Annotated in this window: 22 protein-coding genes and 2 riboswitches; of the genes, 16 read left to right on the top strand and 6 right to left on the bottom strand. The window is 46.8% G+C overall.

Annotation, left to right across the window (positions count from 1 at the left end; genetic code table 11):
* The first annotated feature begins 156 nt into the window (after window positions 1-156).
* The 4 genes from ACFSUO_RS04630 to ACFSUO_RS04615 are packed head-to-tail and all read left to right on the top strand — an operon-like array spanning window position 157 to window position 3,082.
* Entirely contained in the window at window positions 157-714 is a 558-nt protein-coding gene (locus tag ACFSUO_RS04630) for a GbsR/MarR family transcriptional regulator (RefSeq protein WP_382391651.1), read from the top strand.
* Window positions 707-1,600: a BKACE family enzyme gene (locus tag ACFSUO_RS04625; RefSeq protein WP_382391547.1), complete on the top strand. Its 894-nt coding sequence runs from the start codon at window positions 707-709 to the stop codon at window positions 1,598-1,600. Before ACFSUO_RS04630 ends, ACFSUO_RS04625 begins: the two co-directional genes overlap by 8 nt.
* A gap of 1 nt (window position 1,601) precedes the next feature.
* Window positions 1,602-2,570, top strand: coding sequence for a 3-hydroxyacyl-CoA dehydrogenase NAD-binding domain-containing protein (locus ACFSUO_RS04620; RefSeq protein WP_382391545.1), 969 nt, complete (start codon window positions 1,602-1,604; stop codon window positions 2,568-2,570).
* 35 nt (window positions 2,571-2,605) lie between these two features.
* On the top strand, window positions 2,606-3,082 hold the full coding sequence (locus ACFSUO_RS04615) for a thioesterase family protein (protein ID WP_382391543.1): 477 nt from the start codon (window positions 2,606-2,608) through the stop codon (window positions 3,080-3,082).
* Window positions 3,083-3,521: 439 nt separating this feature from the next.
* On the opposite strand, the gene ACFSUO_RS04610 is transcribed toward ACFSUO_RS04615, so the two are convergent.
* Together ACFSUO_RS04610 and ACFSUO_RS04605 are read right to left on the bottom strand one after the other, a co-directional pair.
* Window positions 3,522-4,268: an ABC transporter permease gene (locus tag ACFSUO_RS04610; RefSeq protein WP_382391541.1), complete on the bottom strand. Its 747-nt coding sequence runs from the start codon at window positions 4,266-4,268 to the stop codon at window positions 3,522-3,524.
* Window positions 4,265-4,993 carry an ABC transporter ATP-binding protein gene (locus tag ACFSUO_RS04605; RefSeq protein ID WP_382391539.1) on the bottom strand — a complete coding sequence of 243 codons (729 nt, stop codon included), beginning with the start codon at window positions 4,991-4,993 and terminating at the stop codon, window positions 4,265-4,267. Before ACFSUO_RS04605 ends, ACFSUO_RS04610 begins: the two co-directional genes overlap by 4 nt.
* A gap of 209 nt (window positions 4,994-5,202) precedes the next feature.
* Here ACFSUO_RS04605 and ACFSUO_RS04600 point away from each other — a divergent pair, with 209 nt between their 5' ends.
* Window positions 5,203-6,387: a D-alanyl-D-alanine carboxypeptidase family protein gene (locus tag ACFSUO_RS04600; RefSeq protein ID WP_382391537.1), complete on the top strand. Its 1,185-nt coding sequence runs from the start codon at window positions 5,203-5,205 to the stop codon at window positions 6,385-6,387.
* A 20-nt stretch (window positions 6,388-6,407) separates the two neighbouring features.
* Here the strand turns inward: ACFSUO_RS04600 and ACFSUO_RS04595 are convergent, their stop codons facing one another.
* Together ACFSUO_RS04595 and ACFSUO_RS04590 are read right to left on the bottom strand one after the other, a co-directional pair.
* Window positions 6,408-6,899 carry a hypothetical protein gene (locus ACFSUO_RS04595; protein ID WP_382391535.1) on the bottom strand — a complete coding sequence of 164 codons (492 nt, stop codon included), beginning with the start codon at window positions 6,897-6,899 and terminating at the stop codon, window positions 6,408-6,410.
* 8 nt (window positions 6,900-6,907) lie between these two features.
* Window positions 6,908-7,099, bottom strand: coding sequence for a hypothetical protein (locus ACFSUO_RS04590; protein ID WP_382391533.1), 192 nt, complete (start codon window positions 7,097-7,099; stop codon window positions 6,908-6,910).
* A 123-nt stretch (window positions 7,100-7,222) separates the two neighbouring features.
* Between ACFSUO_RS04590 and ACFSUO_RS04585 the strand changes: the two genes are divergently transcribed.
* The 10 genes from ACFSUO_RS04585 to ACFSUO_RS04540 all read left to right on the top strand — a co-directional run bounded on the left by ACFSUO_RS04585 (window position 7,223) and on the right by ACFSUO_RS04540 (window position 21,070).
* Complete coding sequence (locus tag ACFSUO_RS04585; RefSeq protein WP_382391531.1) at window positions 7,223-8,776, top strand: spore germination protein; 1,554 nt, start codon at window positions 7,223-7,225, stop codon at window positions 8,774-8,776.
* A 3-nt stretch (window positions 8,777-8,779) separates the two neighbouring features.
* The gene (locus ACFSUO_RS04580; RefSeq protein ID WP_382391529.1) at window positions 8,780-9,892 is read left to right on the top strand and encodes a GerAB/ArcD/ProY family transporter; all 1,113 of its coding nucleotides are present in this window, start codon (window positions 8,780-8,782) and stop codon (window positions 9,890-9,892) included.
* A complete protein-coding gene (locus tag ACFSUO_RS04575; RefSeq protein ID WP_382391527.1) occupies window positions 9,879-11,045 on the top strand; it encodes a Ger(x)C family spore germination protein in 1,167 nt (388 codons plus the stop codon). Before ACFSUO_RS04580 ends, ACFSUO_RS04575 begins: the two co-directional genes overlap by 14 nt.
* A 12-nt stretch (window positions 11,046-11,057) precedes the next feature.
* Window positions 11,058-11,207 carry a hypothetical protein gene (locus ACFSUO_RS04570; protein WP_382391525.1) on the top strand — a complete coding sequence of 50 codons (150 nt, stop codon included), beginning with the start codon at window positions 11,058-11,060 and terminating at the stop codon, window positions 11,205-11,207.
* Between the two features lie 90 nt (window positions 11,208-11,297).
* Window positions 11,298-12,794 carry an amidase gene (locus tag ACFSUO_RS04565; RefSeq protein ID WP_382391523.1) on the top strand — a complete coding sequence of 499 codons (1,497 nt, stop codon included), beginning with the start codon at window positions 11,298-11,300 and terminating at the stop codon, window positions 12,792-12,794.
* A gap of 218 nt (window positions 12,795-13,012) precedes the next feature.
* Entirely contained in the window at window positions 13,013-13,975 is a 963-nt protein-coding gene (locus ACFSUO_RS04560) for an AAA family ATPase (RefSeq protein ID WP_382391521.1), read from the top strand.
* A complete protein-coding gene (locus ACFSUO_RS04555) occupies window positions 13,972-15,240 on the top strand; it encodes a DUF58 domain-containing protein (protein ID WP_382391519.1) in 1,269 nt (422 codons plus the stop codon). Before ACFSUO_RS04560 ends, ACFSUO_RS04555 begins: the two co-directional genes overlap by 4 nt.
* Entirely contained in the window at window positions 15,237-17,435 is a 2,199-nt protein-coding gene (locus ACFSUO_RS04550) for a DUF4129 domain-containing transglutaminase family protein (RefSeq protein WP_382391517.1), read from the top strand. The genes ACFSUO_RS04555 and ACFSUO_RS04550 overlap by 4 nt, the downstream gene beginning before the upstream one ends.
* A 42-nt stretch (window positions 17,436-17,477) precedes the next feature.
* Window positions 17,478-17,579, top strand: a riboswitch (purine riboswitch).
* 127 nt (window positions 17,580-17,706) lie between these two features.
* Window positions 17,707-19,242, top strand: a complete 1,536-nt coding sequence (gene guaA / locus ACFSUO_RS04545; protein WP_382391515.1) for a glutamine-hydrolyzing GMP synthase — start codon at window positions 17,707-17,709, stop codon at window positions 19,240-19,242.
* Window positions 19,243-19,479: 237 nt separating this feature from the next.
* Window positions 19,480-19,581, top strand: a riboswitch (purine riboswitch).
* 154 nt (window positions 19,582-19,735) lie between these two features.
* Window positions 19,736-21,070: an NCS2 family permease gene (locus ACFSUO_RS04540; protein ID WP_382391513.1), complete on the top strand. Its 1,335-nt coding sequence runs from the start codon at window positions 19,736-19,738 to the stop codon at window positions 21,068-21,070.
* Window positions 21,071-21,151: 81 nt separating this feature from the next.
* Here the strand turns inward: ACFSUO_RS04540 and ACFSUO_RS04535 are convergent, their stop codons facing one another.
* Window positions 21,152-22,315 (bottom strand): MFS transporter, encoded by a 1,164-nt coding sequence (locus tag ACFSUO_RS04535; protein ID WP_382391511.1) that lies wholly within the window; start codon window positions 22,313-22,315, stop codon window positions 21,152-21,154.
* A gap of 82 nt (window positions 22,316-22,397) precedes the next feature.
* Between ACFSUO_RS04535 and ACFSUO_RS04530 the strand changes: the two genes are divergently transcribed.
* Window positions 22,398-22,565, top strand: a complete 168-nt coding sequence (locus ACFSUO_RS04530) for a hypothetical protein (RefSeq protein WP_382391509.1) — start codon at window positions 22,398-22,400, stop codon at window positions 22,563-22,565.
* Window positions 22,566-22,790: 225 nt separating this feature from the next.
* Here ACFSUO_RS04530 and msrA read toward each other — a convergent pair whose 3' ends face one another.
* Window positions 22,791-23,327, bottom strand: coding sequence for a peptide-methionine (S)-S-oxide reductase MsrA (gene msrA, locus ACFSUO_RS04525; protein ID WP_382391507.1), 537 nt, complete (start codon window positions 23,325-23,327; stop codon window positions 22,791-22,793).
* Window positions 23,328-23,599: the final 272 nt, after the last annotated feature.

Raw genomic sequence — 23,599 nt, 5'->3', positions numbered from 1 at the left:
TACAACGTAAACTTTATCAACATTCGCATTTAATATACGCCTGTTTTCGCTAAATTATTTGATATATAAAGTGACAGGCAGTTTCATTCTGGAAAAATGGTGTGATACGGGTGCAGTCAAAATGGTTGGAAAAGGGTGTTGAAAAAGGTGGCTGAAATGGTTAACAATACTGAACGAATTGATGATGTCAGAACGCAATTCATTGAGAAAATAACAGATAATATGAGTGCCTTTGGGGCTGCGACAAGTGTCGGCCGTGTTCTCGGAATTATTTACATGAACCGGGAGGCGATGACGCTGGATGAATTGTCAGCCGAAACCGGAATGAGCAAAACACGGATGAGCCAGGTTGTCCGGGAAATGATTGATATGAATATCGCGGAACGTGTTTTCAAGAAAGGTGTCCGGAAAGATCTGTACCAGGTGGAAGAAGATTATTACCAGACTTTCATCTCACTTTTTACATCCACTTGGCAAAAGGCCATCAACCGGAGTCGTCACTTTGAACAGCGCCTGAAGAAGAAACTTGATGAGCTTCAGCAGCAGCCGGACATAACGGAGGAAAATGAACAGGCCATCAATGAACTGTTGGCCGAGCTTCATGAATGGACAGAATACTATGATTGGATACGCCGTGTAACGCACTTTTTTGAGAGCGGTGAAATATTTGAGCATGTACCAAAACAACGGACAGGAGGAGATTCAAATGAGTAAAAAGGTAATTCTTTCAGCAGCATTGACGGGAGCAGGAGATACGACGTCTAAAAACCCGGATGTTCCGGTAACACCGAAAGAGATAGCAGATTCGGCCATTAAAGCAGCTAAAGCAGGGGCTACGATTGCCCACATTCATGCGCGTGATCCGAAGACAGGTCAGCTGAGCCATGATGTAAACCTGTTTCGTGAGACAGTGGAGCGAATCCGTGAAGCTGACACAGATGTGATTATTAATATCACTTCAGGCGGCGGCGGTGACTGGGTTCCGAGTGATGAAGATCCAACTAGAGGCGGCGAAGGAACGGATATGCAGACACCGGAAGAGCGTCATGAGCCGGTTGGCGAGCTTCTCCCGGAAATGTGCACGCTGGACTGCGGTAGTACCAACTTTGGCAATATGCTGTATGTCAGCCCGACAGACTGGCTCCGGAGACAAGCAAAACTTGTTCAGGAAAGCGGCGTTAAGCCGGAACTGGAATGTTTTGACACGGGCCATGTGCGTTTTGCGAATCAGCTCGTGAAAGAAGGATTAATTGATGGCGATCCGCTGTTTCAATTCTGCCTGGGTATTCCTTGGGGCGCAGCAGCTGATGCAGAGACTTTGGCTTACTTGAAGAGCCGTATCCCAGAAAACGGTCGTTGGGCAGCGTTCGGAATCGGCCGGATGCAAATGCCAATTGTTGCCGAATCCATATTGCAAGGCGGTAATATCCGTGTCGGCCTTGAGGACAACCTGTACTTGAAGAAAGGTCAACTGGCAACAAACGAACAGCTCGTAGACAAGGCTGCTGGCATTGTTGAAACACTTGGATCGGACATCATGACACCGGCAGAAGCACGGGAAGAACTAAATTTACTAAACCCATACAGAAAGGAAGACTAACATGACAGCAGCATCATCGATTACCCAAGTGACCGTTGTAGGGACAGGCGTTATCGGCAACGGTTGGATTACACGATTTTTAGCAAACGGCTTCCGAGTAGTAGCGTCGGACCCTGATCCAGAAGCGGAGGCACGCACACGTGACGCGGTAGAACGTGCGTGGCCATCTATGGAAAAAATGGGATTAGCAGAAGGGGCTTCCCAGGATAATCTTTCGTTTGAACCTGACTTGGAAAAGGCATTGGCTGAAGCCGACTTCATTCAAGAAAATGTTCCTGAGCGCGAGCAATTAAAGCGTGGTGTGATTGCGTCAATTGATAAGCACGCACCGCAAGAAGCAGTCATTGCTTCCAGTACATCTGGTATTTTACCTAGCACACTGCAGGCAGATTGTGCGTATCATCCGGAACGTGTGATTGTTGCGCATCCGTTTAACCCTGTTTACCTTATGCCACTTGTTGAGCTCGTTGGCGGAGAAAAAACGGATGACCATTTTGTGGAAAAGGCAAGACAATTTTACGAACAAATGGAAATGAAACCACTCGTGGTTCGTCAGGAAATTGAAGGCCATATTGCCGACCGGCTGATGGAAGCAATCTGGCGCGAATCGCTGCACATCGTGAACGATGGAGCGGCAACAACCGAAGAAATCGATGCGTCTATCGTTTATGGACCGGGGCTGCGCTGGGCACTGATGGGACCGTTCATGACCTTGCATATGGGCGGTGGGAAACAGGGTATGCGCCATCTCCTGGAACAATTTGGCCCAGCCCTAAAACTGCCATGGACGAAACTAGAAGCACCGGAACTAACCGATGAACTATCGGAGAAAGTCGTGACCGGCTGTGAAGCGCAGACTGGTGATGTAGAGATGGAAAAACTGGAAGAGCGCCGGGACGCGTTTTTAATTGAACTCCAACAGCTATTGGAGAAATACTGGCCAGGCGCCAATCTGTCAGGAAAGCTGTAGGATTCCCCGGGTGGTGAGCGAAAGGAGGAACTGGAATGAGTAACGCTAAAGTAATTATCCAGCATGAGGTGCCAGAAGAATGGATTGATTATAATGGACATATGAATGATGCGGAATATGTTCGTGCTTTCAGCTGGGGTGTTGATCAGTTCATGAAAATGATCGGCATTACAGACGAATTCCGGAATGAGCATAAGTATACCATTTATACAATGGAAAGCCATGTATGCTATCTTGACGAAATGAAACTCGGTGAACCATTTGAGGTCCATATGCAGATTATTGATTATGACGCCAAACGCGCCCATGTTTTCTATGAGCTATTCGGCGAAAATGGCAAACGAGCTGCAACGAGTGAACAGATGCTCATGGGTGTTGATCAGGAAAGCGGTCGGGCTGCACCATTTCCGGACGATGTGTTTGGAAAGGTTGAAGAACTTGCGGAAAGCCATTCCCCGGCAGAAAAACCAAAAGAAGCCGGCCGTGTGATCGGAATTAGACGAAAAAAATAACCAGCTAAAAGTTTCCCGACCGGGTCGCCGGCTTTCGGGAAACTTTTTAGTGTGGCGGCTTATCAGCAGTTTTGGCCGAAACTCGCGCGAAAACGAGAAAAGTCGCGCGACCCAGATCGAAACTCGCGCGAAAACGAGAAAAGTCGCGCGACCCAGGCCGAAACTCGCGCGAAAACAAGAAAAGTCGTGCGACCCAGGCCGAAACTCGCGCGAAAACAAGAAAAGTCGCGCGGCCCGGGCCAAAACTCGCGCGAAAACAAGAAAAGTCGTGCGACCCGGGTCAAAACTCGCGCGAAAACGAGAAAAGTCGCGCGACCCGGGTCGAAACTCGCGCGAAAACGAGAAAAGTCGCGCGACCCGGGCCAAAACTCGCGCAAACCCATTTTATCAGCGGTTCCACATGCCAGCAGCGTTTACAGGCAGCAATCCCCTGTTCAGCTCATTTCAGCAGCTGCATGCGCTGATTAAATAAAGTTGGATACGACAGATAGCCGAGCATGATACTGGTGACAACAGCAGTCGTCAATAGCAGGAACAACACAAGCAATTGGAACAAAACGGCCTGGACTGGATCGGCACCCGCAATAATCTGTCCGCTCATCATCCCCGGCAGCTGCACCAGTCCAATCGTTTTCTGGCTTTCAATAGTTGGAATGGTGCTTGCCTGGATGGAGGCAATTAACTGTGAATGGATTGCTTGTTTTGGCGTGCCGCCGAGAGATAGGATGAGTTCGGTTTCGTCCTGGTGTGTCTCGATTTCCGATGTAAACCGGTTTAGAAACAGGATGGCCAGCACCATTGAATTTCCTACAACCATTCCACTGATTGGGATGATGTACTGGGCGGTTGGGGGGGTAATATTCAAGCCGAGTAAAATGCCCTGGGTTAGCACTTCCACAAAAACGAACGTGACGACAAGTTTCCAAATAATGCCTTGAATAACTGCCCCCTTTTTTTGTGCATTATGGGTTGCAGCAGCAATCATCAGAACAATCATCAGCAAAATATAAATCATATTTTCCGAGTCAAAGACAAATTGCAGCACGTACCCAACGGCAAGCAGCTGAATAATGGACCGTACTGCCGCAATCAACGTGTCTTTTTCCAGCCCAAGGTTTAACGTTTTGGACAAGACAAGCGGGATGATGACGAATAACAGTGAAATGGATAATGTCAGGTAACTCATTTAACTTCACCCTCCACAAATTGCTTCACACGCTCACTTTGCGGCTCTATCAGAAAATTGCTCTCACCGGTTTCCACTACTTCCCCATCCATCATCACCCACGTGTAATCGCCAATTGTAAGTGCTTGCTGCAGATCATGTGTAATCCAGGCAATTGTCGTGCCATAATCCTGGTTAATCGCTGTGATCAGTTTCTCAACATCCTGCCGGGATACACTGTCCAAAGAGGATGTGATTTCGTCGAGCAATAAGATATCCGGCTCATTGACGAGCGTCCTTGCGATTGATAATTTTTGCCGTTGCCCGCCGGATAAGTCTTTTACATCCCGATCAAGGAATGATGCATCCAGGCCGGCAATATCCAGCAGTTCACCCGCCCGCTCATCAGACAGTGTTTTTCCCTGCAGCTGGAGCGGCAGGGCGAGATTTTTTTCCACTGTTCCGCTGATCATGGTTGCCTTTTGTAATGCAATGCCGACATTCCTGCGCAATTCAACGGGGTTATAGCTGCTGATGCTGGAATCATGGATGAAAATATCGCCGTCATTGGGTGAGTCCAGTCCATTGCACAGCTTAAACAAGGTCGTTTTTCCAGCACCGGATGGGCCGACAACGGTTGTAATCTGGCCCTTTGGAAATACGCCGGTAACATTACGCAAAATGTGCGTACCTTCCTTGGAAAAATGCACGCTTTTAAAGCATACGGCTGGATTGGCTGTCGTCATCTGCAAACACGTCCTTTAATAATTATGCGTTTATTCTTTCCTGTCCAACGGCAATCAAATTCGCCTTGGATATAACATAATTTTCCCATTCAAGTTCGGCTGCCCCATGTGGAATATTAAAATTCCATTACAATTAAGTCAATCCTGCTGTATAAAGACAAAAATCATTTTAAAATAGACAAGGATCTTTATAGAAACAAGGTGTAATCATGAAAAAACTGTTTTTACTATTACTAATCAGTATAATCGCAAGTCCGCTCTTCACGTCAACGGTACAAGCAGCATCGGATACCGGGCCCCCGTCTTTAACAAGTAAAGCGGCTGTCATGATGGACGCAGACACTGGTGATATTCTTTTTGCCAAACATGCTAATGATGCAATGTACCCTGCCAGTTTAACTAAAATCGCAACAGCCATTTACGCCATTGAGAATGGGGATCTGGATAGCATTGCGATGGTCAGTGAAAAGGCTAGAAATATCGATGGAACTAGAGTGTATCTTGAAAAAGGAGAAAAAGTGACACTGAAGAAACTGATCCAGGGGCTTTTGATTAATTCCGGCAATGATGCAGGTGTTGCCATAGCCGAACATCTAAGCGGCAGCGTAGATAAATTCGCCTCAGATTTAAATGCATATTTAAAGAAAAAAGTCGGCGTTCAGGATACACATTTTGAAAATCCGCATGGCCTATTTGACCCGGACCATGTTACCACCGCAAGTGATTTGGCTAAGATTACGCAGTATGCCATCAGGAATGATGTGTTTCGAAACATTTTTGGGACAGTGGAACTTGAATGGAATGGAGCATCCTGGGATACGACATTGCTGACCCATCATAAAATGATGCGCCAGATGCCTTATGAAGGGGTAACAGGCGGGAAAACCGGTTTTGTGGATCAGTCCGGATTCACGCTGGCGACAACAGCTGAACGGGATGATCTTAGCCTGATCGCCATCACACTGGACTCCAATTTTCAGTCAAAGGCATACGACGATACGAAAAAGCTTTTGGACTACGGATTTTCTACCTTTACCCATTCGGCCATAGCCAAAGGGACCTCATTCAAAATAGATAACCGGACATACCAGGCTTCGGAAAAGCTCACATTTACGCATGAACGGAATGAGCAGCTTACGAAAAGGGCAGAGGCAGATGGAAAATTGAAGGTTACAGATAGTCATGGTGAAACGATTGCCTCCTTTCAGCTAAAGGAGGCAAAGAAAAAGAACAGCAAAGCTATGAGCCCCGGTACAAAAGAAAATGCCATTTTGGGTGCTAACTTTTCCGGCTTTCTCATCCCTGCTGCAGGACTCGTTGTGATGATCATCGTGCTCCATTCTTATCGTAGAAAAAAACGCAAGGACAGTGCTAAAAAATGGATTCTTATGTAAGCCGTGCATGAGAATCCTTTTTACATTCCATTTCGGCTGTCCATCCGCTTAAGCAATAGCCATCTGATCAGCCCGCCGACAATCAGCCCGATTGGGAGTCCGATAATGGGAAGCCACACGGGCCCAATAAGTATTCCAAAAATTGTAAAGTGAGGGGAAAAAATTAACCCCACTGTGACGAAATAGGCAGCAAATACAAATGGCACAAAAGCATATGGTCTGCTCACGCCCTCCGCATCCCGGTATGCATCCCACATTGCAAAAAAATAAAGACACGGGTAGAACATCAGCCACTGATAATCAGTATGCTGGACAGCTTCTTGAATATTACCGTGAAAGCTTAAAATAATCACTTCATTAAAATTCCCCAACACATTTATAATGATCTCTAAAAAAACAAACATGATGCCTTTGACATATTTTCCGTTTAATAATTGGCCAAATCCTGGCAGGGCAATGCTCCATAGTAACATTTCCAGTTTATCTCTATTTTTTCCGGACCCTTTTTTCATACGCTTCCCTAGTGGAATGGCTGTCCTTTGCAATAATTGAGTGTTAACGAATGACACGCTTGTTCACTTTTCCTGATTGCCCTGAATAGAACGCCAATAAACATATCCGCAGTAGTCGTCTTTATTCTCAGCCCACACTGATGCAGCAAAGACAGACCGGGAAGCCTCATTGCCGGAAGAATGTCCGATTTTCCTGTCATTAGCTCTTCCTCCTCCAAAAGTTCGTAACGCTAGTTTTGGCTTGTACGTAAAGTCTTATACCGTATAAATCTTTTGTTTCAGGGAAAGCAAAGGGAAACGGCCAAAAAATGGGAGGGACGAACATGGGGTTGGGTTCCTTTTTTAAACGCAGGCAAAAGCAGCAATCAAACAAAAGACCTTCGATCGAATTTCCGGATCATTTGAATAAAAACCTGGATAAGAATCTCGAAACGATTGAAACGATGCTGGAAAAGCCCAATGATCTTGTCATTCGCAAATTTTCCCTTGGACAGGAAAACCACCGTTGTGCCGTTGTCTTCATTGATGGTTTGGCGGACAAACAGCAAATTAACAGCAATGTGCTGAAAAATCTGCAGCTGTTGTCGGAGAAAAAGGAATTAAACCATAACAGAAACGAATTACTAAATGAAATAGAAAAGGAACTTGTATCAACTGGCGATGTCGAGCGTGGGAAGACACTGGATGAAGTGTCTTTTGCGCTTTTATACGGCAGTGCTATTCTTTATTTAGACGGTATTAGTCAGGTGCTGATTCTTGATGTGAAAGGATGGGAAACTCGTTCGATCGAGGAACCTATAACGGAAACACTAATACGGGGGCCGCGTGAAGGATTCATTGAAGATCTGCGCACGAACATGATGCTAATCCGCCGCAACATCCGCGACCCGAATTTACGGTTTCAGACTCACCAGGTAGGGCGCCGCTCGAAAAAAAATCTGGTGGTGTCTTATGTGGAGGGGATTGTTCACCCGGATATCTTGAAGGAAGTCAATCGGCGGCTGGAGACCATCGACCTTGATGATGCACCTGAATCCGGGTTTATTGAGCAGTGGATTGAGGACAGCTTTTTATCCCCCTTTCCGCAGCTTTCGAATACCGAACGCCCTGACAAGGTTGCAACCGCTCTTTTGCAAGGGAAAATTGCAATCATTCTGGATGGTACCCCGTTTGTTCTGATTGCGCCTGTCACGTTGGGCAACACACTCCAGTCACCGGAAGATTACTATGAACGCTGGCTAATTGGCACCTTTCTTCGCGTATTAAGGTATGGGGCGGCCTTTCTCGCTATGTTTCTGCCCTCTTTATATATTGCACTCGTTTCCTATCATCAGGGGATGGTTCCATCAAAGCTCGCCTTCTCCATAGCTGCCACCCGGGAAGGTGTCCCATTTCCGGCAGCCATTGAGGCAATCATTATGGGACTTACCATGGAACTCCTGCGGGAAGCTGGTGCCCGTCTGCCGAAAACAATCGGGCAGACGATCGGGATTGTCGGGGGGCTGGTTATTGGTGATGCCGCTGTACAGGCGGGTGTGGTCAGCCCAATTATGGTTATAGTCGTCGCAGTAACAGCCATTGCCTCCTTCTCCATCCCGGCATACAGTGTAGCCATTTCATTCCGGCTAGTCCGGTTCGGCTTTATGCTTGCGGCTGCTTTTCTCGGCTTGTACGGGATCATACTCGTGTACATCATGATCAATATTCATATTGTTAATTTAAAAAGCATTGGTGTGCCGTACTCCAGCCCGTTTGCCCCAAGTTTCTTTCAGGATTGGAAAGACCTAGTATTGCGTGCGCCGATTACCATGCGGACAAAACGTCCATCCTATGTACAGCCTGATGATGACAAATCCGCAGATAAAGGAGAAAACTAGCTGATGAAAAAATTTGAGTATGCGGATAATCAAATCAGTGACAAAGAGATTCTCATTGCCATTCCCTCCATTGTCGTCGGCGTCGGGGTGCTTTCCATGCCAAGGACACTTGCGGACCAGACGAATGGAGCGGATGGGCTTATTCCGCTGGCAATCGGAGGGGCTATTGTTGTTTTTTTGACGTGGCTGGTGGCCAAGCTTGCGGCAAAATTTCCGCAAGAAAGCTTTATTTCTTATGCATCATTTATCACGTCAAAGCCTGTTGGGACAGTGTTAACATTGCTATTGTCCATACAGGGGTTGTTGATTGCTGCCTATGAGACTCGCGTCATTGCGGCTGTTGCCGAACAGTATTTGTTCAGCCGAACGCCTTTTGGTGTTGTCGGCCTTACCTTTTTATTAATCGTTATCTATGCCGTTGCCGGGTCAAGAGCAGGGCTGTTTCGGCTGAATATGATGTTTTTTCCATTTATTGTATTTATTTCCTTGCTCCTGGTACTGTTTACCACCGGCCTGTTTGAACCAGGCAATATGCTCCCGGTATTGACGACAGGCTACAGCGGTCAATGGGATGCATTTAAGCAGAGCGCCTTTTCGTTTATGGGGTTTGGATTCCTATTATTCTACACTTCCCTGGTGAAAAGCCCTGCTAACGTTCCAAAGAAAGCTGCTGCCGGCATGGTGACTGCAGTTTTGTTGTATATCATGATTTATATTATGTGCATTGGTGTGTTCGGCAACCTAGCCGCTGGGAACCTGCAATATCCTACTGTCGAGCTGGCAAAAGATGTAGAGATACCTGGCGGGTTTTTTGAGCGATTTGAATCATTGTTTTTTGTCATTTGGATCATGGCTATTTTTAATACGTGCATCATGGCGTTGGATAGTGCTGTGTTTGCGCTGAACTCCATGTTTAAAAAGAACCGCAAAATGCAGCTGATTTTCACACTGTCTCCACTGGTTTATATTGTCGGTATGCTCCCGCAAAACGTAAATGAAATCGCCGTATTCGGTACAATTGTGAGCGTATACGGGTATGCCATTACTATTTCTGTTACAGTTCTGCTTTTTATAGTTTTAAAGGTGAGGGGTGGGAAAAGAAATGATCCATCTTAAACGACTTTGTCTGCTTCCGGCTGTGCTGGTGGTCATACCCCTGGCCGGATGCTGGGACCGGGTGGAAATAGAAGATCGCGGCTTTGTCGTCGGTGCTGCGCTAGATTTGCCGGATGAGGGTACAGAGGAAAACAAGATTAAGCTGACCAATCAATTTGTCGTACCCTCCGGTTTGGGCGCGCCAAGCCAAGCGTCGGGGCAAAAACCGGCTTTTGCCAATGTAGCAGCGTCCGGTAAAAGCCTAATTGCAATTGAACGGGAGATGGCAGCAATGACGAGCCGCTCACCTTATTTGCCGCATATGAAACTGATTGCCGTTTCGAGTGAATTGGCAAAAACCAAGCTGTTTGAAAGCGTGATGGATCTGTTTATCCGTGATCATGAAATGCGCCGGGGGGTCAGTGTAGTCATTGCTGAGGAAAATGCATCCGGGATATTGAACATCACCCCGGAAAATGAAAAACTGCCTGTCATGCATATTCAATCGGTAATGGACAACAGTTTTAAGTATGCGGGTAACATTCAACCTCTCCGGATTGGGGAATTGCATGAAAATCTGTTAGGTAAAAAAAGCTATATAGTCCCAAAAATCGCCAAAAAAGGCAATTCAATTAAGTACCAGGGGGCGGTTGTTTTCCATGGCCATAAAAACCGGATGGCTGGAACAATGAACGCAAAAGAAACAAAGGGCTACAATTTCATAACTGGTGAAACAAACAGCGGAACGGTTAAGGTGGAGCTAGATGACCAGACTATAACATTGGAACTCATGCAGGTGAATAGTTCGATGGATATCCGCGCTAAAGCGAAATCGGCTATTAATGTTTCCATCAGCACCGAAGTCGAGGCGAAAGTCTCCGAGACATTTGCCACTAGGAGTGTACGGACGAATGGGAGAATCCGTGCGATCGAAAAGAAAGCGGAAAAGAAAATGGAACAGATGATGAACACAACCATCCAAAAAGCCCAGAACGAATGGAAAGCAGATTTTATCGGGATTGGTCGGAATCTGCATAAACATCACTATGGTTTATGGCAGAAAGTCAGGAAGGATTGGGATCGCGGCGACAATTTTTTTGCCAAAGCGAGCATCGATGCTGCAGCGAATGTAACCATCCATTCCACGGGTGCTGCCGACCAGACAAAGCAGTAAGGGGGAAAAGGCATGTGGAGTATGCTGCTAGACAGGATTCCGGATGTGTGGGTGTTTCTCAATGCACTTTTCGTTTTCATCATCCCGTACACCATCTATAAAGTGAACCAAAAGCTTCATCAGCACGGGGATCCGCCCTGGAAGAAAGAGAATAAGGGGTAATAGGGGATGCCAAATTCATACGTTACTCAGTCGGAAATCATGCAACCCCATGGTACAATGGAGGATATTAGTTGAACAGGGGGAATTTGGATGAAGTTTGAAACGTATGCACGGCTGCAGGCAACAGATATGGCTGAATTGCTGCAGATGAATGAGATACACCCGCGTAAACTGCTGGAAATGGCCTTTCAGCGTCTGGAGGAAGTCAATCCATCCTTAAATGCTGTTGTCCATGAGAGAAAAAGTCGGGTGCTGGCTGAAGCGGAAAATGTTAAGAGTGGACAGCCCTTTGCCGGTGTGCCATTTTTGCTGAAAAATTTGTCTCAGTCACTGGCAGGAGAACCGATCACGTCGTCGTCCGGATTGCTGGCGAATACAATCAGTGAAAATGATTCCAATTATGTGAATAAACTGCGGGAAGCAGGGTTTCTCATGATGGGGCATACAAACACCCCGGAATTCGGGCTGAAAAATATAACAGAGCCTGCCCTGTATGGACCATCAAGGAATCCATGGAACACTAATCACTCACCAGGTGGTTCCAGTGGTGGCACGGCCGCTGCGATTGCTTCAGGCGTTGTCCCGGCAGCAGGAGCAAGTGATGGAGGCGGTTCAATTCGCATCCCGGCTTCGTTCACTGGATTGTTCGGACTAAAACCGACACGCGGACGCACCCCCGTCGGACCTGGTGCGGGCCGGCAATGGCAAGGAGCGTCGATTGACTTTGTTTTGAGCCGGAGTGTGCGTGACAGTGCGGCACTGCTTGATGTTCTGCAAGTGGTTCAGCCTGAAGCAGCATTCCACACACCACTTCTGGAACGAAGCAGCCTGGAGCAATCGAGCGAGCGATTGGGGCGTCCGCTTCGTATTGCTTTCACAACGCAATCCCCGGTTGGAACACCCGTTTCAGATGATGCAAACGAAGCAGTCCGGAAAACAGTCCGGTGGCTGGAAAAGGCCGGTCATGTTGTGGAAGAAACCGGACACGCGGTAGATGGCATGAAGCTGATGCAGCATTATTATGTGATGAACAGCGGTGAAATAGCTTCTGTTACCCAACAGCTGGAGCAGGCGCTGGGAAGAGAACTAACGCCTGAAGATGTGGAGATAGAGACGTGGATGATGCATGAGGCTGGGAAATCAGTGTCGGCGGCGAGATTTTCATCAAGTCTGGCTGCTTGGGATACAGCTGCAGCAAAGATGGAGACGCTCCACCAGACGTATGACTTTTTCATTACACCAACCACAGCGTATACGGCCCCAGAGGTAGGGGAACTGTCCCACTCACCTGAGGAACAGGCATACTGGCGGAAAAAGATGACCGATACAAAAAAAGAGGAACAGCAGCAAATTATTTGGGACATTTTTCTGCCGAGTCTTACATATACGCCGTTCACCCAATTGGCGAATCTGACTGGTCAGCCTGCCATGTCAGTTCCGGTCCATGTATCGGATAAAGGGCTGCCGCTTGGAGTACAGGTGGTTGCATCTAAAGGCCGGGAAGACAAATTGCTGCAATTGGCCTATCAGCTGGAGCAATCGGATATTTGGGCCGGTATGAAGAGGAATCCAATGCTGCCTGAGTGAAAAAGGACCCTGAATCCCGCCTGTGCCGCTAAGAACGTGACGGAGGCAATTAAGTATTTTTTACCGTCATCCGCGGTGCAGGTGTTTTTTTAATACTTGGTCTGTAAATACTGTTAATCTAGCACTTAACATGGAAGTAATTGATAAAAAGTCTGCTTTTACTTCCTGGGCTATTTTTAGTATAGTTATAGTGTATAAGGGAAGGAGTTTTATAGATTATGCAGGATGTTGCTGTGTACAATGAGAAACTGAAACAGTTATTGTCAAATATAAAGAATGTCATGATAGGAAAAGAGGAAGAAACAACGTTAAGCCTTGTTGCACTATTGGCACAGGGGCATGTTTTGCTGGAAGATGTACCGGGTGTCGGGAAGACAATGCTAGTTCGGGCACTTGCCAAATCACTGGATTGTGATTTCAGGCGGATCCAGTTCACCCCCGATCTGCTGCCGGCCGATGTCACGGGTGTTTCCATTTATAATCCGAAAGAAATGGAATTTGAATTCCGCGCAGGGCCCATTCTGGGGAACGTTGTCCTTGCTGATGAGATAAACCGCACCTCGCCAAAAACACAGTCCGCCCTTCTTGAATCCATGGAAGAAAAAAATGTCACAGTTGATGGTAATACCATTCCGCTGAAACAGCCATTCTTTGTCATGGCAACACAGAACCCGATTGAATACGAAGGAACATATCCGCTCCCTGAAGCTCAGCTGGACCGGTTCATTTTAAAAATGCGGCTGGGTTACCCGTCGGCAGAGGAAGAAATGCAAATGCTCGAGCGAACGTCAAAGGAACATCCGATCGAAACGATTTCAGCTGTCATGAACCAGGAGGAATTACTGGCCATCCAGGACGAAGTAAAAGAAGTATACATTGATCGGAATGTGCAATTCTACATTATTAAACTAGTAACCAGCACAAGAGATGATGACTCGATTTACCTTGGTGTCAGCCCACGTGGATCGATCGCCCTCATGCAGGCGGCAAAAGCGTACGCCTATATCCATGGGCGTAATTATGTACTGCCGGATGATGTGAAATATCTGGCGCCATTTGTGCTGGCCCATCGGATCATTCTGAACGCGGAGGCAAAATATGAAGGGCTGACAAGTGAGCAAGTTATTGAAAATGTCGTCAGGAACACACAGATTCCGATTCGGAAGGAATTTCATTCATGAAGAGCACGCTTTCAATTGCAGGCAAATTAAGTTTTCTTGTTTTCTTGTTCCTGCTGCTTTTCGTATTTGCCATGTTCCAGGGAGGCTTTTTAAGCGGCTTTCTCTTTTTCGGATTTCTCCCTGTCTTTTTATACCATCTCGGGCTGTTGGTTTATCCGATTGGAAAATGGGAGGTAACCCGGGAGCTTTCCAATCATGTTGTCCGCACGGGAGACCGGGTGGCAGTGACAGTTCGCATTAAACGATCCGTCCCATTTCCGCTCTATTATTGTGTATGTGAGGAAGTTTTTCCGGATACGTTGCAGCAAGTGGGTGACCGGACAGAGCGTCACCGGCACATGGATCGTCCGGATAAGCTGCATGTAAACCGCACCATCAAAAAAATTGTTTTCCCCGGATTCCGCCGTACCATTGAACTTCCATATGTCATTGAACAGATTCCACGCGGTGAGCACAGGCTTTATGCAGTGCGGGTCCGAACTGGAGATGTGTTCGGCATGGTGACAAAGGAGCATACATTCCACATTGAAAATCAGATCGCAGCGTTTCCGAATGAGCTGCCTGTCCGACTGCTGGATCGGGTCAGCAGTTTTGAACAGGGATCGGCCCCATCGAAAGCGATACATGCAACGAACACAAATGTTGCATCAGGTATTCGTGCGTATATGCCGGGGGATAAGTTTTCCTGGATTGACTGGAAACAGACTGCAAAGAAAAACACATTTGTGACGAAAGAATTTGAACAGGAAAAAAGCACCGATACGGTTGTCGTCCTGGATGCGTGTCATTACCTGCAAACTAATCCATTGGCTTTTGAGGCGGCGGTTGAACTGACAATGTCGCTTTTAGGGTCGCTTAACAGACAGACTGCGCAGACAGGTTTTTTGTCTGTCGGAGAAAAAAGTGCTTATTTTCCACTGACCCATGACCCGCTTAAAAAGGACTGGATTAACTGGCATTTAACAAGTATTCAGCCTGGCGGGGAAGTACCATTTCCGGTGAAACTTCGTGAAGAAATGATGCAGCTTGCATCCGGCGCCACTGTTGTTCTGGTGACAACCCATATGGATGAAGAATATGAGCAGATTCTGCGGCGGATCGGGAGGCGCACAAAACAGCTGGCTGTCGTATTGGTACAGGCGTCGTCATTGATTTCACAGGAGGAGCAAATAATTGTCCACCAGCTTCGTTCAGAAGGGATTGTGATGAACGTGCTCACGGAAAAAGAACTCGCCAGCAGTATGATCGAGGTGACACTGTCGTGAAAAAACAAGTACCTTTCCTTTACACCTCATTATTATATATATGTGCATTTATTCTGTTTCTGGAATGGATTTACCCGGTGAATCAGATTGGGGAAGTAACCAATCTGACTGTGTTTATTTTATATACTTTGTTTTGCTTCTTTATTTCCATGCTTCATGTGAAATGGTGGATTTCCGTTCCACTGAAGGGCTTTGGCATGCTCTTCATTATTGATGCACTGTACTTGCCTGGTGTTTTTCTAGGCAGTGAATGGCTCGACTATTTGGTCATGGAAATCAGTTACAATATAAATGCACTTTTCTCACAGCATTGGTACGAACTGACACCAACGTTCCGGAGTGCACTGTTTCTTCTCCTGATTTGGATGCTCAGCTATCTTTTATATTATTGGTTTATTGTTATGAAGCGCATTTTCGTCTTTGTCCTGTTGACGTTTATATACTTGAGTGTGCTGGACACATTTACGGCATATGACGCGGATGCTGCGATTGTCCGCACATTTATCGTATCGCTCGTGGCACTGGGCATGTCGAATTTCTATAAGCTGATTGACAGGGAATCGATTCGTTTTTCCTGGCTGAAGAAAGCACCGGTATGGATGGTTCCACTCATTTCCGTTACCTTATTCGCAACATTGTTCGGGTATGCCACACCGAAATTTGATCCACAGTGGCCTGATCCAGTACCATTCATCCAGAGTGCAGCCGAAAACGCGGGTGGACCCGGAGCTGGTTCGGCCATTCAGAAAGTGGGCTATGGAACAGATGACAGTAGGTTGGGCGGCGGCTTCGTGCAGGATTATTCGACTGTTTTCCAGGCTGTGGCAAAGAACGACCATTATTGGCGGGTTGAAACAAAGGATACCTATACCGGGAAAGGCTGGAAAAAGTCAAGTGAACCAAGCTTCCAGCCACAGCAGAACGGGAATATTTCGCTGGAAACGTTTCAGGATTCCGTCGAGACGGAGCAATGGACAGATACAGTGAGTTTTCAAGGAGACAAATCGTTGAAAAAACTGGTTTATCCATATGGTATTAAAAAAGCGGACATGCCAAAAGATCTAAACCTGCTGCTGGATAGCAAGTTTGGTGAAATAAGGCCGGAACGTAACGGGGGAGCAGCCAATCCAGCTAAATACAGCGTGACGTATGAGAAGCCGTCATTCGCGATTGATAAGCTTCGTGAAGTGAGTGGCAAGGACGGTGACTTCCCCGAAGAAGTGCGGGAGCGGTATACACAGCTGCCGACATCACTACCGGACAGAGTCGGAGAACTTGCCAAAGAGATAACGGCACAGGATGATAACCGCTATGACAGGGCACGGGCAATTGAGTCATATTTTGGCCGCAGTGGGTTCAGTTATCAGATCAAAAATGTTCCGGTTCCGGAAGAAAATCAGGACTATGTTGATCAGTTCTTGTTTGATTCGAAAGCCGGGTACTGTGATAATTATTCCACATCCATGACTGTCATGCTCCGTTCGCTCGATATCCCAGCCCGCTGGGTAAAAGGTTTTACGAGCGGGGAAGTGATTCGAACCGGGGACTCCACAGATGATTATGATGTATATGAAGTCACAAATGCAAATGCGCATTCCTGGGTCGAAGTCTATTTTCCGGGGTCAGGATGGGTGCCGTTTGAACCGACGCAAGGTTTTTCCAATTTGGCGGACTTCCATATGAATATGGACGAGCCTGAACAGGATGATACATTGGAAACACCAGAAACAGAGGAACCTGAACAGGAACCGGAGCGAATGCCAGAAGAAGAAGCAGCATCTGATAGCGCGTCACAGGATGACGACAGTGGTGCAGACGGGTTTCAGCTGAACTGGTGGTATGTGCTTGCTGGCTCGGCCTTACTGGCAGTATCAGGATTCATGGTCTACCGGCTGCGGTTCCGCTGGAAAACAATCTTCCTATTTCGGAAGCTGCAGCGGAATAAGGATGCCAAAACATTTCAGGATGCCTATCACTACCTGCTGAAGGCATTGGCGCATGATGGAATGCCAAAGCACTCAGACCAGACCCTGAGGGAATTTTCCGATCGGGTTGATGCACAATACAATACAGGGGCGATGAAGCAATTGACATTGCATTATGAGCGGATGCTGTACAAAAATGAGCAGTATCCGGAACAGACAGACGAATTGCCTCAAGTGTGGAAACAGCTGATGCGGCAAATAACATCTTGACGCAAATATGATTGCTTAGTAAAATAGTAGCGTTACGTTATACAACTTAAAACTGACGCCATTCATATATCCTCGATAATATGGTTCGAAAGTTTCTACCGGGACACCGCAAATGTCCTGACTATGAAGGCGGAATATCTATAGGCTGCGTATGCGCTGGACCTGGATTTCTGCCTTCTTGCGGTTATTTCCGCATGGGGTAGTGATTCAGGTTTTTTTAATAGGTGTGGACAGGCTACGAGAAGAGCGTAATAGATGGGAGCGACCAGAAATGAAGCACAATGAAATGATTGTTGTACTGGACTTCGGAAGTCAGTACAATCAGCTGATTACACGACGGATCAGGGAACATGGTGTTTATAGTGAATTGCATTCGCATCGGTTAAGTGCGGAAGCCATCAGGGACATGAATCCAAGCGGAATTATTTTATCAGGTGGTCCGCATAGTGTATATGATGAAAACAGTTTTCGCTGCGATCCGGGGATTTTTGAGCTGGGGATCCCGGTACTGGGCATTTGTTATGGGATGCAGCTGATGACAACACATTTTGGGGGCGAGGTCTCCAAAGCATCCAATCGCGAGTACGGCAAAGCAGTGATTGATCTGCAGCATGAGCCGGCCCTGTTTAAGGATACACCGGCGAGCCAGACCGTTTGGATGAGCCATGGTGATAAAGTGATGAAAGCACCGGATTCATTCCAGATTGATGCTACCAGTCCGTCAACACCGATTGCGGCAATGAGTAATGATGACCGCAGGATGTACGGCGTGCAGTTTCATCCAGAGGTCCGCCATACCGAACACGGGAACGAACTTTTGCGACAATTCGTGTTTGACGCTTGTGGCTGCAGCGGTGATTGGACAATCGAGAATTTTATCGACATGAAGGTTGCAGATATCCGGCAGCAAGTCGGTGACCGGAATGTGCTGTGCGCCTTAAGCGGCGGGGTGGATTCATCGGTTGTTGCAGCGCTTATTCATAAAGCGATTGGTAAGCAATTGACATGTATTTTTGTTGACCATGGCCTGCTGAGAAAAAATGAGGCCGAGGAAGTTACAGCAACGTTTCAAGATGACTTTGATATGAACTTTATTAAAATAGATGCAGCTGACCGTTTTCTGTCCAAGCTGGAAAACGTTACGGACCCAGAGCAGAAACGGAAAATCATCGGCAATGAATTTATTTATGTGTTTGATGATGAGGCAGATAAGCTGTCCGACATGGACTTTCTGGCTCAAGGCACCCTATATACGGACGTAATTGAAAGCGGCACGGATACCGCGCAGACAATCAAGTCTCATCATAATGTCGGCGGTCTGCCGGAAAACATGCAATTTGAATTGATTGAACCGCTGAACACGCTCTTCAAAGATGAAGTCCGCGAACTTGGCCTGCAGCTGGGACTGCCGGAATCGATTGTTTGGCGGCAGCCATTCCCTGGTCCGGGGCTTGGCATACGAGTGCTTGGTGAAGTAACCAAGGAGAAATTAGAAATCGTTCGTGAATCAGATGCTATTCTCCGGGAAGAAATCGCCGCAGCTGGTTTGGAACGAGATATATGGCAATATTTCACGGTTCTTCCGGATATCCGCAGTGTCGGTGTGATGGGGGATGCCCGGACGTATGATTACACGATTGGGATACGTGCAGTGACATCGATTGACGGTATGACATCCGACTGGGCGCGTATTCCATGGGATGTATTAGAGAAAATTTCAACACGGATTGTAAATGATGTTGAGCATATTAATCGAGTCGTGTATGACGTTACCAGTAAACCGCCAGCAACGATCGAATGGGAATGAAAACGAACATTACTATAAAATTGGAATGAAAAGTTCGTATTTTGTGTTGACGGTTTTGATTTTTTGTCGTAAACTGATTATGTAAAATGCGTGTTTAAAAAGGAGGATAGAAAGGACCGAGAAGTTCGAGGCGGCGTAGCTTTGAGTAGCGAAGTGTATGCAATTTAATACATGAGCAACGGAAAAGCAAGCCAACGAAGAAATTCGAAGTGTCCTTTTTACCGGACTTTTTAAACAACCTCTGTAAATGAATAATTGCGTATAATTTCGGGGATATGGCCCAAGAGTTTCTACCGGACTACCGTAAATGGTCCGACTACGCAGGCATGCAGCAACACGATAGAGCAATCATCACTCGATTGCTCCATCCCGCATTGCCTTGCAGTACACTCTTGCCCCTGGCAGGAGTTTTTTTATTTTATTGGGCTGCCGCATATTAACCGCATAAGGCAAGAGCCATGTACAATTGGCAGAAAGGTTGGGAGGAGAACCATTGAAAAAATATTTTCGTTTTGAAGAATATGGCACGAATTATAGACAGGAGTTTATGGCTGGGATGACGACGTTTCTGGCGATGGCCTACATTTTATTCGTTAATCCGTCAACACTGGCACTGGTCGGTGTCGAGGAATTGCCGGAAGGGGTTACGCGGATTGATCAGGGGGCCGTCTTCACTGCTACAGCTATTGCGGCCGCTCTTGGAACACTGATTATGGGGGCTTTGGCTAAATACCCGATTGCTCTTGCACCAGGAATGGGGCTGAACGCATTTTTCGCCTATACAGTCGTACTTGGCTATGGAATACCTTGGGAGACCGCGCTGGCCGGGGTACTGGCATCCGGACTTATTTTTATCGTATTAACACTGACCGGCCTTAGGGAAAAAGTGATCAACGCCATTCCGCCCAACTTAAAAATGGCTGTCGGTGCCGGGATCGGTCTTTATATTGCATTTATTGGTTTTCAAAATGCCGGTATCATTGTCGGTAACGATGATACGTTGGTGGGACTAGGTGATTTGACTTCGCCGACAGTGCTGCTCGCGATCTTTGGAATTGTTATTTCGGTTATTTTATTAAGTTTAAATAGTAAAGGCGGCATTTTTTATGGAATGATTCTGACGGCGGTGGTTGGTATTTTGACCGGCCTGATTGATCCACCATCAGGACTTGGCGGGATTGTCGGAGAGGTCCCGAGTGTGGCACCGACATTTGGTCAGGCACTTACCCATTTTGGAGATATTTTTACAATAGAAATGCTTGTCGTTATTTTAACATTTCTGTTTGTTGATTTCTTTGATACAGCAGGAACGCTTGTGGCGGTTGCCAATCAGGCAGGCTTGATGAAAGATAATAAGCTGCCGCGTGCTGGAAAGGCATTGTTTGCTGACTCGGCGGCCACTGTTGCCGGTTCCGTTATAGGAACGTCGACAACAACATCGTATATTGAATCAACAGCAGGTGTTGGTGCAGGGGGGCGAACAGGTTTTGCATCCATTGTAACAGCGGGATTCTTTTTGATGGCATTGTTCTTCTCACCGTTATTGAGCGTTGTAACAGCGGAAGTGACAGCACCGGCTTTGATAATCGTCGGGGTATTGATGTCTTCTTCGCTCAAAGATATTGACTGGGATCAGTTTGAGATTGCTGTCCCATCGTTTCTCACCATTGTTTGCATGCCCCTGGCGTACAGTATCGCGACAGGAATTGCCATTGGGTTCATTTTTTACCCGATTACGATGATCTTGAAAGGGCGCCGCAGCGAAATTAATCCGGTCATGTATGTATTGTTTGTTATCTTCATTCTTTATTTTATATTTCTAAGCTAAATACGAATGCAAAAAAAGCGGAACTGTCCCCCGGGCGGTTCCGCTTTTTTGGTGAAAAGTTTTTCTGGTGTTTAGTGTCTTCTAAACCGCGCGCTGTTTTTTCCGGAGTGACATGACGTGGTAAACAGTCAGAAATAATGTTCCTGCTGCGGAAAAGGTGCCCAGTACCGCATATAATGCCCCACCCCCGAGGGAATCGATCAACGCCCCTCCGACAAGTGAACCGATAATACCGGATACACCAAAGAACACGGAATAAAACATCAAATGGCCGGTTGATTGCAGAAGCTTCGGAATCAGCCTTGTGACATAATCCAATGCTGCCAGGTAAAATACCCCAAATGTGATGCCATGCAGGAATTGAAGCATGATAATAAAAAACGGGTCATTGGCTGCGGCGTAAAGGAACCAGCGGACCGTGTACATAACCCCAGCAAAAATAACGAAAATGAGTGTGTGGTATTTTCGGAACCAGCGGCTGGCCAAAGCAAACACAGCCGCTTCACTGATAACCCCGACAAACCATGCTATTCCAACCAGACTCTCGTTCCCACCCAGCTGTTCGAGATACAAACCGATAAAACTGTCACTGGCACGGTGTGAAATGGTGATAAACATGATGAAAAACAAAAACAGGATGAAAGGTTTGTTTTTAATAAGCGCGCTGATATCCTTGAGATGAACCGGATCGGATTCAACACGGACATCAGTTAGTCTCCATGCGACAATTAGTGCCGCCGTTCCGAAAAACAAGTACGGCCAAATCATATACTGAACGTCAGTTGCTGATAAGATCTGCCCCACGACAAGTGACGAGGTTGCGAACCCGACTGACCCCCATGTACGGATGGTACCAAACGAGACACGCAGTTCATCTGCCCGTCGCTGGGCGAGACTGTCACCAAGGCCGCCGATCGGGGAGGTGAAAAAGTAAAACACAAACCCTGCCAGCAGTATGGCCAACAGCCCTTCCATTTGAAAAAACACGATACTGCTGATGAGCAATCCGATAATGCAAATCAGCAAAACCCCTTTTATCGTCTTGTACTTGTCGCTCAAGTATCCCCAAACCGGCTGGGAGGCAATTGCAGCCAAGGGTCCGACAGCCAGCACCCAGCCAACTTCTGTGCCGTTCAGTCCTTTGTCCTTCAGGTACAATGGCAAAAAGCTAAGAATGATTGTGTTTGTTGCATGAAAACTGAACAATAACATTTTTAGCGGTGTCAATGATTGTTTTTCTGTCATTTTATATGTATCCCTTTGCCTTTCTGGATGGTGATGAAAATTACTGAAACTCAAGTATATGGGATATCACCATGATTAACAAGTGGATAGGTGGGGGGAGTGGAGAAATATCGGGATAAGAGGGGGACGGATTTTTGAAGGGAATCAGCGGGGAGAATCGACCGATAATGGACAAGAATCAACCGTTCGGCGTGAGAATCGACCGATAATGGGCAAGAATCAACCGTCCGGCGTGAGAATCGACCGATAATGGGCAAGAATCAACCGTTCGGCGTGAGAATCGACCGATAATGGGTAAGAATCAACCGTTCAGCGTGAGAATCGACCGATAATGGGCAAAAATCAACCGTTCAGGGCGGGATATCAACCGGTCAGCTTCAACTATCAACTTGAGGGGCAGGATACATCATCCCGAACGAGCAGATTCGGTGCCCAGCACTCCAGACCAGTTCCCTAATAGAAAAAGGGAGCAATTTCAAACCTGCTCCCCCCATGCTTTCTCAATAAACTCATCCCGGCCGGATTTGGCGCGGTCTTGTTTGTAATATACTTCATTTTTTTTGTAAAAATCCTGATGTTCTTCCTCAGCAGGATAGAAAGGTGATGCGGGCAATATTTCTGTTACGATTGGATCTTTAAATTTCCCGCTTTCGGCCAGTTCATTTCTGGATTGCAGTGCCAGTTCTTTTTGTTCATCGTCATGATAAAAAATGGCCGTCCGGTATGAATCGCCACGGTCATGAAATTGCCCGCCGTCATCGGTTGGATCAATCTGCTGCCAATAAATGGTGAGGATTTCTTCATAGGCTATCACGCTAGGGTCATAGGTTATTTCTACAGCCTCATAATGACCGGTTGTTCCGCTTTTGACTTCTTCGTAGGATGGGTTCTCTGTATGACCACCGGTATAGCCGGATACGACACCGTGAATTCCGTCCCATTGATCAAAGGGCTTCACCATGCACCAGAAACAGCCCCCGGCAAACGTCGCTTTTTTCAGTTGCTTGCTCATTTTCGCTTCCCCCATATACAGTTGAATTGTTTTTAACTATAACACAATACAGGACAGGGAAGAAAACAATCGATTTCTAAAATGAAAGGATTTGCATTTTCATTTTTCCTTCAATAACGCTACAATGTAAAAAAGGAGTGTAAGCAGGGTTGGGTCAAGCGTAGTTGGTTGGTATTTTTAAGACAGACGCAGGAGGTCAATTGTGCACCGGGGTCCCGGATTTGCCGGTGATGAAGGCGAGAGCAGGTAACAGCCGTTGGTCAAACGTTTGA

It is taken from the genome of Lentibacillus juripiscarius (assembly GCF_042685205.1).
Lineage (GTDB): Bacteria > Bacillota > Bacilli > Bacillales > Amphibacillaceae > Lentibacillus > Lentibacillus juripiscarius.
This window is presented reverse-complemented; position numbering and strand designations above follow the sequence as displayed.

What these genes read in the sequence shown, in the direction of transcription:
- ACFSUO_RS04630 (WP_382391651.1), top strand. Translation starts at nt 157, where the DNA reads ATGGTTAACAATACTGAACGAATTGATGATGTCAGAACGCAATTCATT.
- ACFSUO_RS04625 (WP_382391547.1), top strand. Translation starts at nt 707, where the DNA reads ATGAGTAAAAAGGTAATTCTTTCAGCAGCATTGACGGGAGCAGGAGAT.
- ACFSUO_RS04620 (WP_382391545.1), top strand. Translation starts at nt 1,602, where the DNA reads ATGACAGCAGCATCATCGATTACCCAAGTGACCGTTGTAGGGACAGGC.
- ACFSUO_RS04615 (WP_382391543.1), top strand. Translation starts at nt 2,606, where the DNA reads ATGAGTAACGCTAAAGTAATTATCCAGCATGAGGTGCCAGAAGAATGG.
- ACFSUO_RS04610 (WP_382391541.1), bottom strand. Translation starts at nt 4,268, where the DNA reads ATGAGTTACCTGACATTATCCATTTCACTGTTATTCGTCATCATCCCG.
- ACFSUO_RS04605 (WP_382391539.1), bottom strand. Translation starts at nt 4,993, where the DNA reads ATGACGACAGCCAATCCAGCCGTATGCTTTAAAAGCGTGCATTTTTCC.
- ACFSUO_RS04600 (WP_382391537.1), top strand. Translation starts at nt 5,203, where the DNA reads ATGAAAAAACTGTTTTTACTATTACTAATCAGTATAATCGCAAGTCCG.
- ACFSUO_RS04595 (WP_382391535.1), bottom strand. Translation starts at nt 6,899, where the DNA reads ATGAAAAAAGGGTCCGGAAAAAATAGAGATAAACTGGAAATGTTACTA.
- ACFSUO_RS04590 (WP_382391533.1), bottom strand. Translation starts at nt 7,099, where the DNA reads ATGACAGGAAAATCGGACATTCTTCCGGCAATGAGGCTTCCCGGTCTG.
- ACFSUO_RS04585 (WP_382391531.1), top strand. Translation starts at nt 7,223, where the DNA reads ATGGGGTTGGGTTCCTTTTTTAAACGCAGGCAAAAGCAGCAATCAAAC.
- ACFSUO_RS04580 (WP_382391529.1), top strand. Translation starts at nt 8,780, where the DNA reads ATGAAAAAATTTGAGTATGCGGATAATCAAATCAGTGACAAAGAGATT.
- ACFSUO_RS04575 (WP_382391527.1), top strand. Translation starts at nt 9,879, where the DNA reads ATGATCCATCTTAAACGACTTTGTCTGCTTCCGGCTGTGCTGGTGGTC.
- ACFSUO_RS04570 (WP_382391525.1), top strand. Translation starts at nt 11,058, where the DNA reads ATGTGGAGTATGCTGCTAGACAGGATTCCGGATGTGTGGGTGTTTCTC.
- ACFSUO_RS04565 (WP_382391523.1), top strand. Translation starts at nt 11,298, where the DNA reads ATGAAGTTTGAAACGTATGCACGGCTGCAGGCAACAGATATGGCTGAA.
- ACFSUO_RS04560 (WP_382391521.1), top strand. Translation starts at nt 13,013, where the DNA reads ATGCAGGATGTTGCTGTGTACAATGAGAAACTGAAACAGTTATTGTCA.
- ACFSUO_RS04555 (WP_382391519.1), top strand. Translation starts at nt 13,972, where the DNA reads ATGAAGAGCACGCTTTCAATTGCAGGCAAATTAAGTTTTCTTGTTTTC.
- guaA (WP_382391515.1), top strand. Translation starts at nt 17,707, where the DNA reads ATGAAGCACAATGAAATGATTGTTGTACTGGACTTCGGAAGTCAGTAC.
- ACFSUO_RS04535 (WP_382391511.1), bottom strand. Translation starts at nt 22,315, where the DNA reads ATGACAGAAAAACAATCATTGACACCGCTAAAAATGTTATTGTTCAGT.
- msrA (WP_382391507.1), bottom strand. Translation starts at nt 23,327, where the DNA reads ATGAGCAAGCAACTGAAAAAAGCGACGTTTGCCGGGGGCTGTTTCTGG.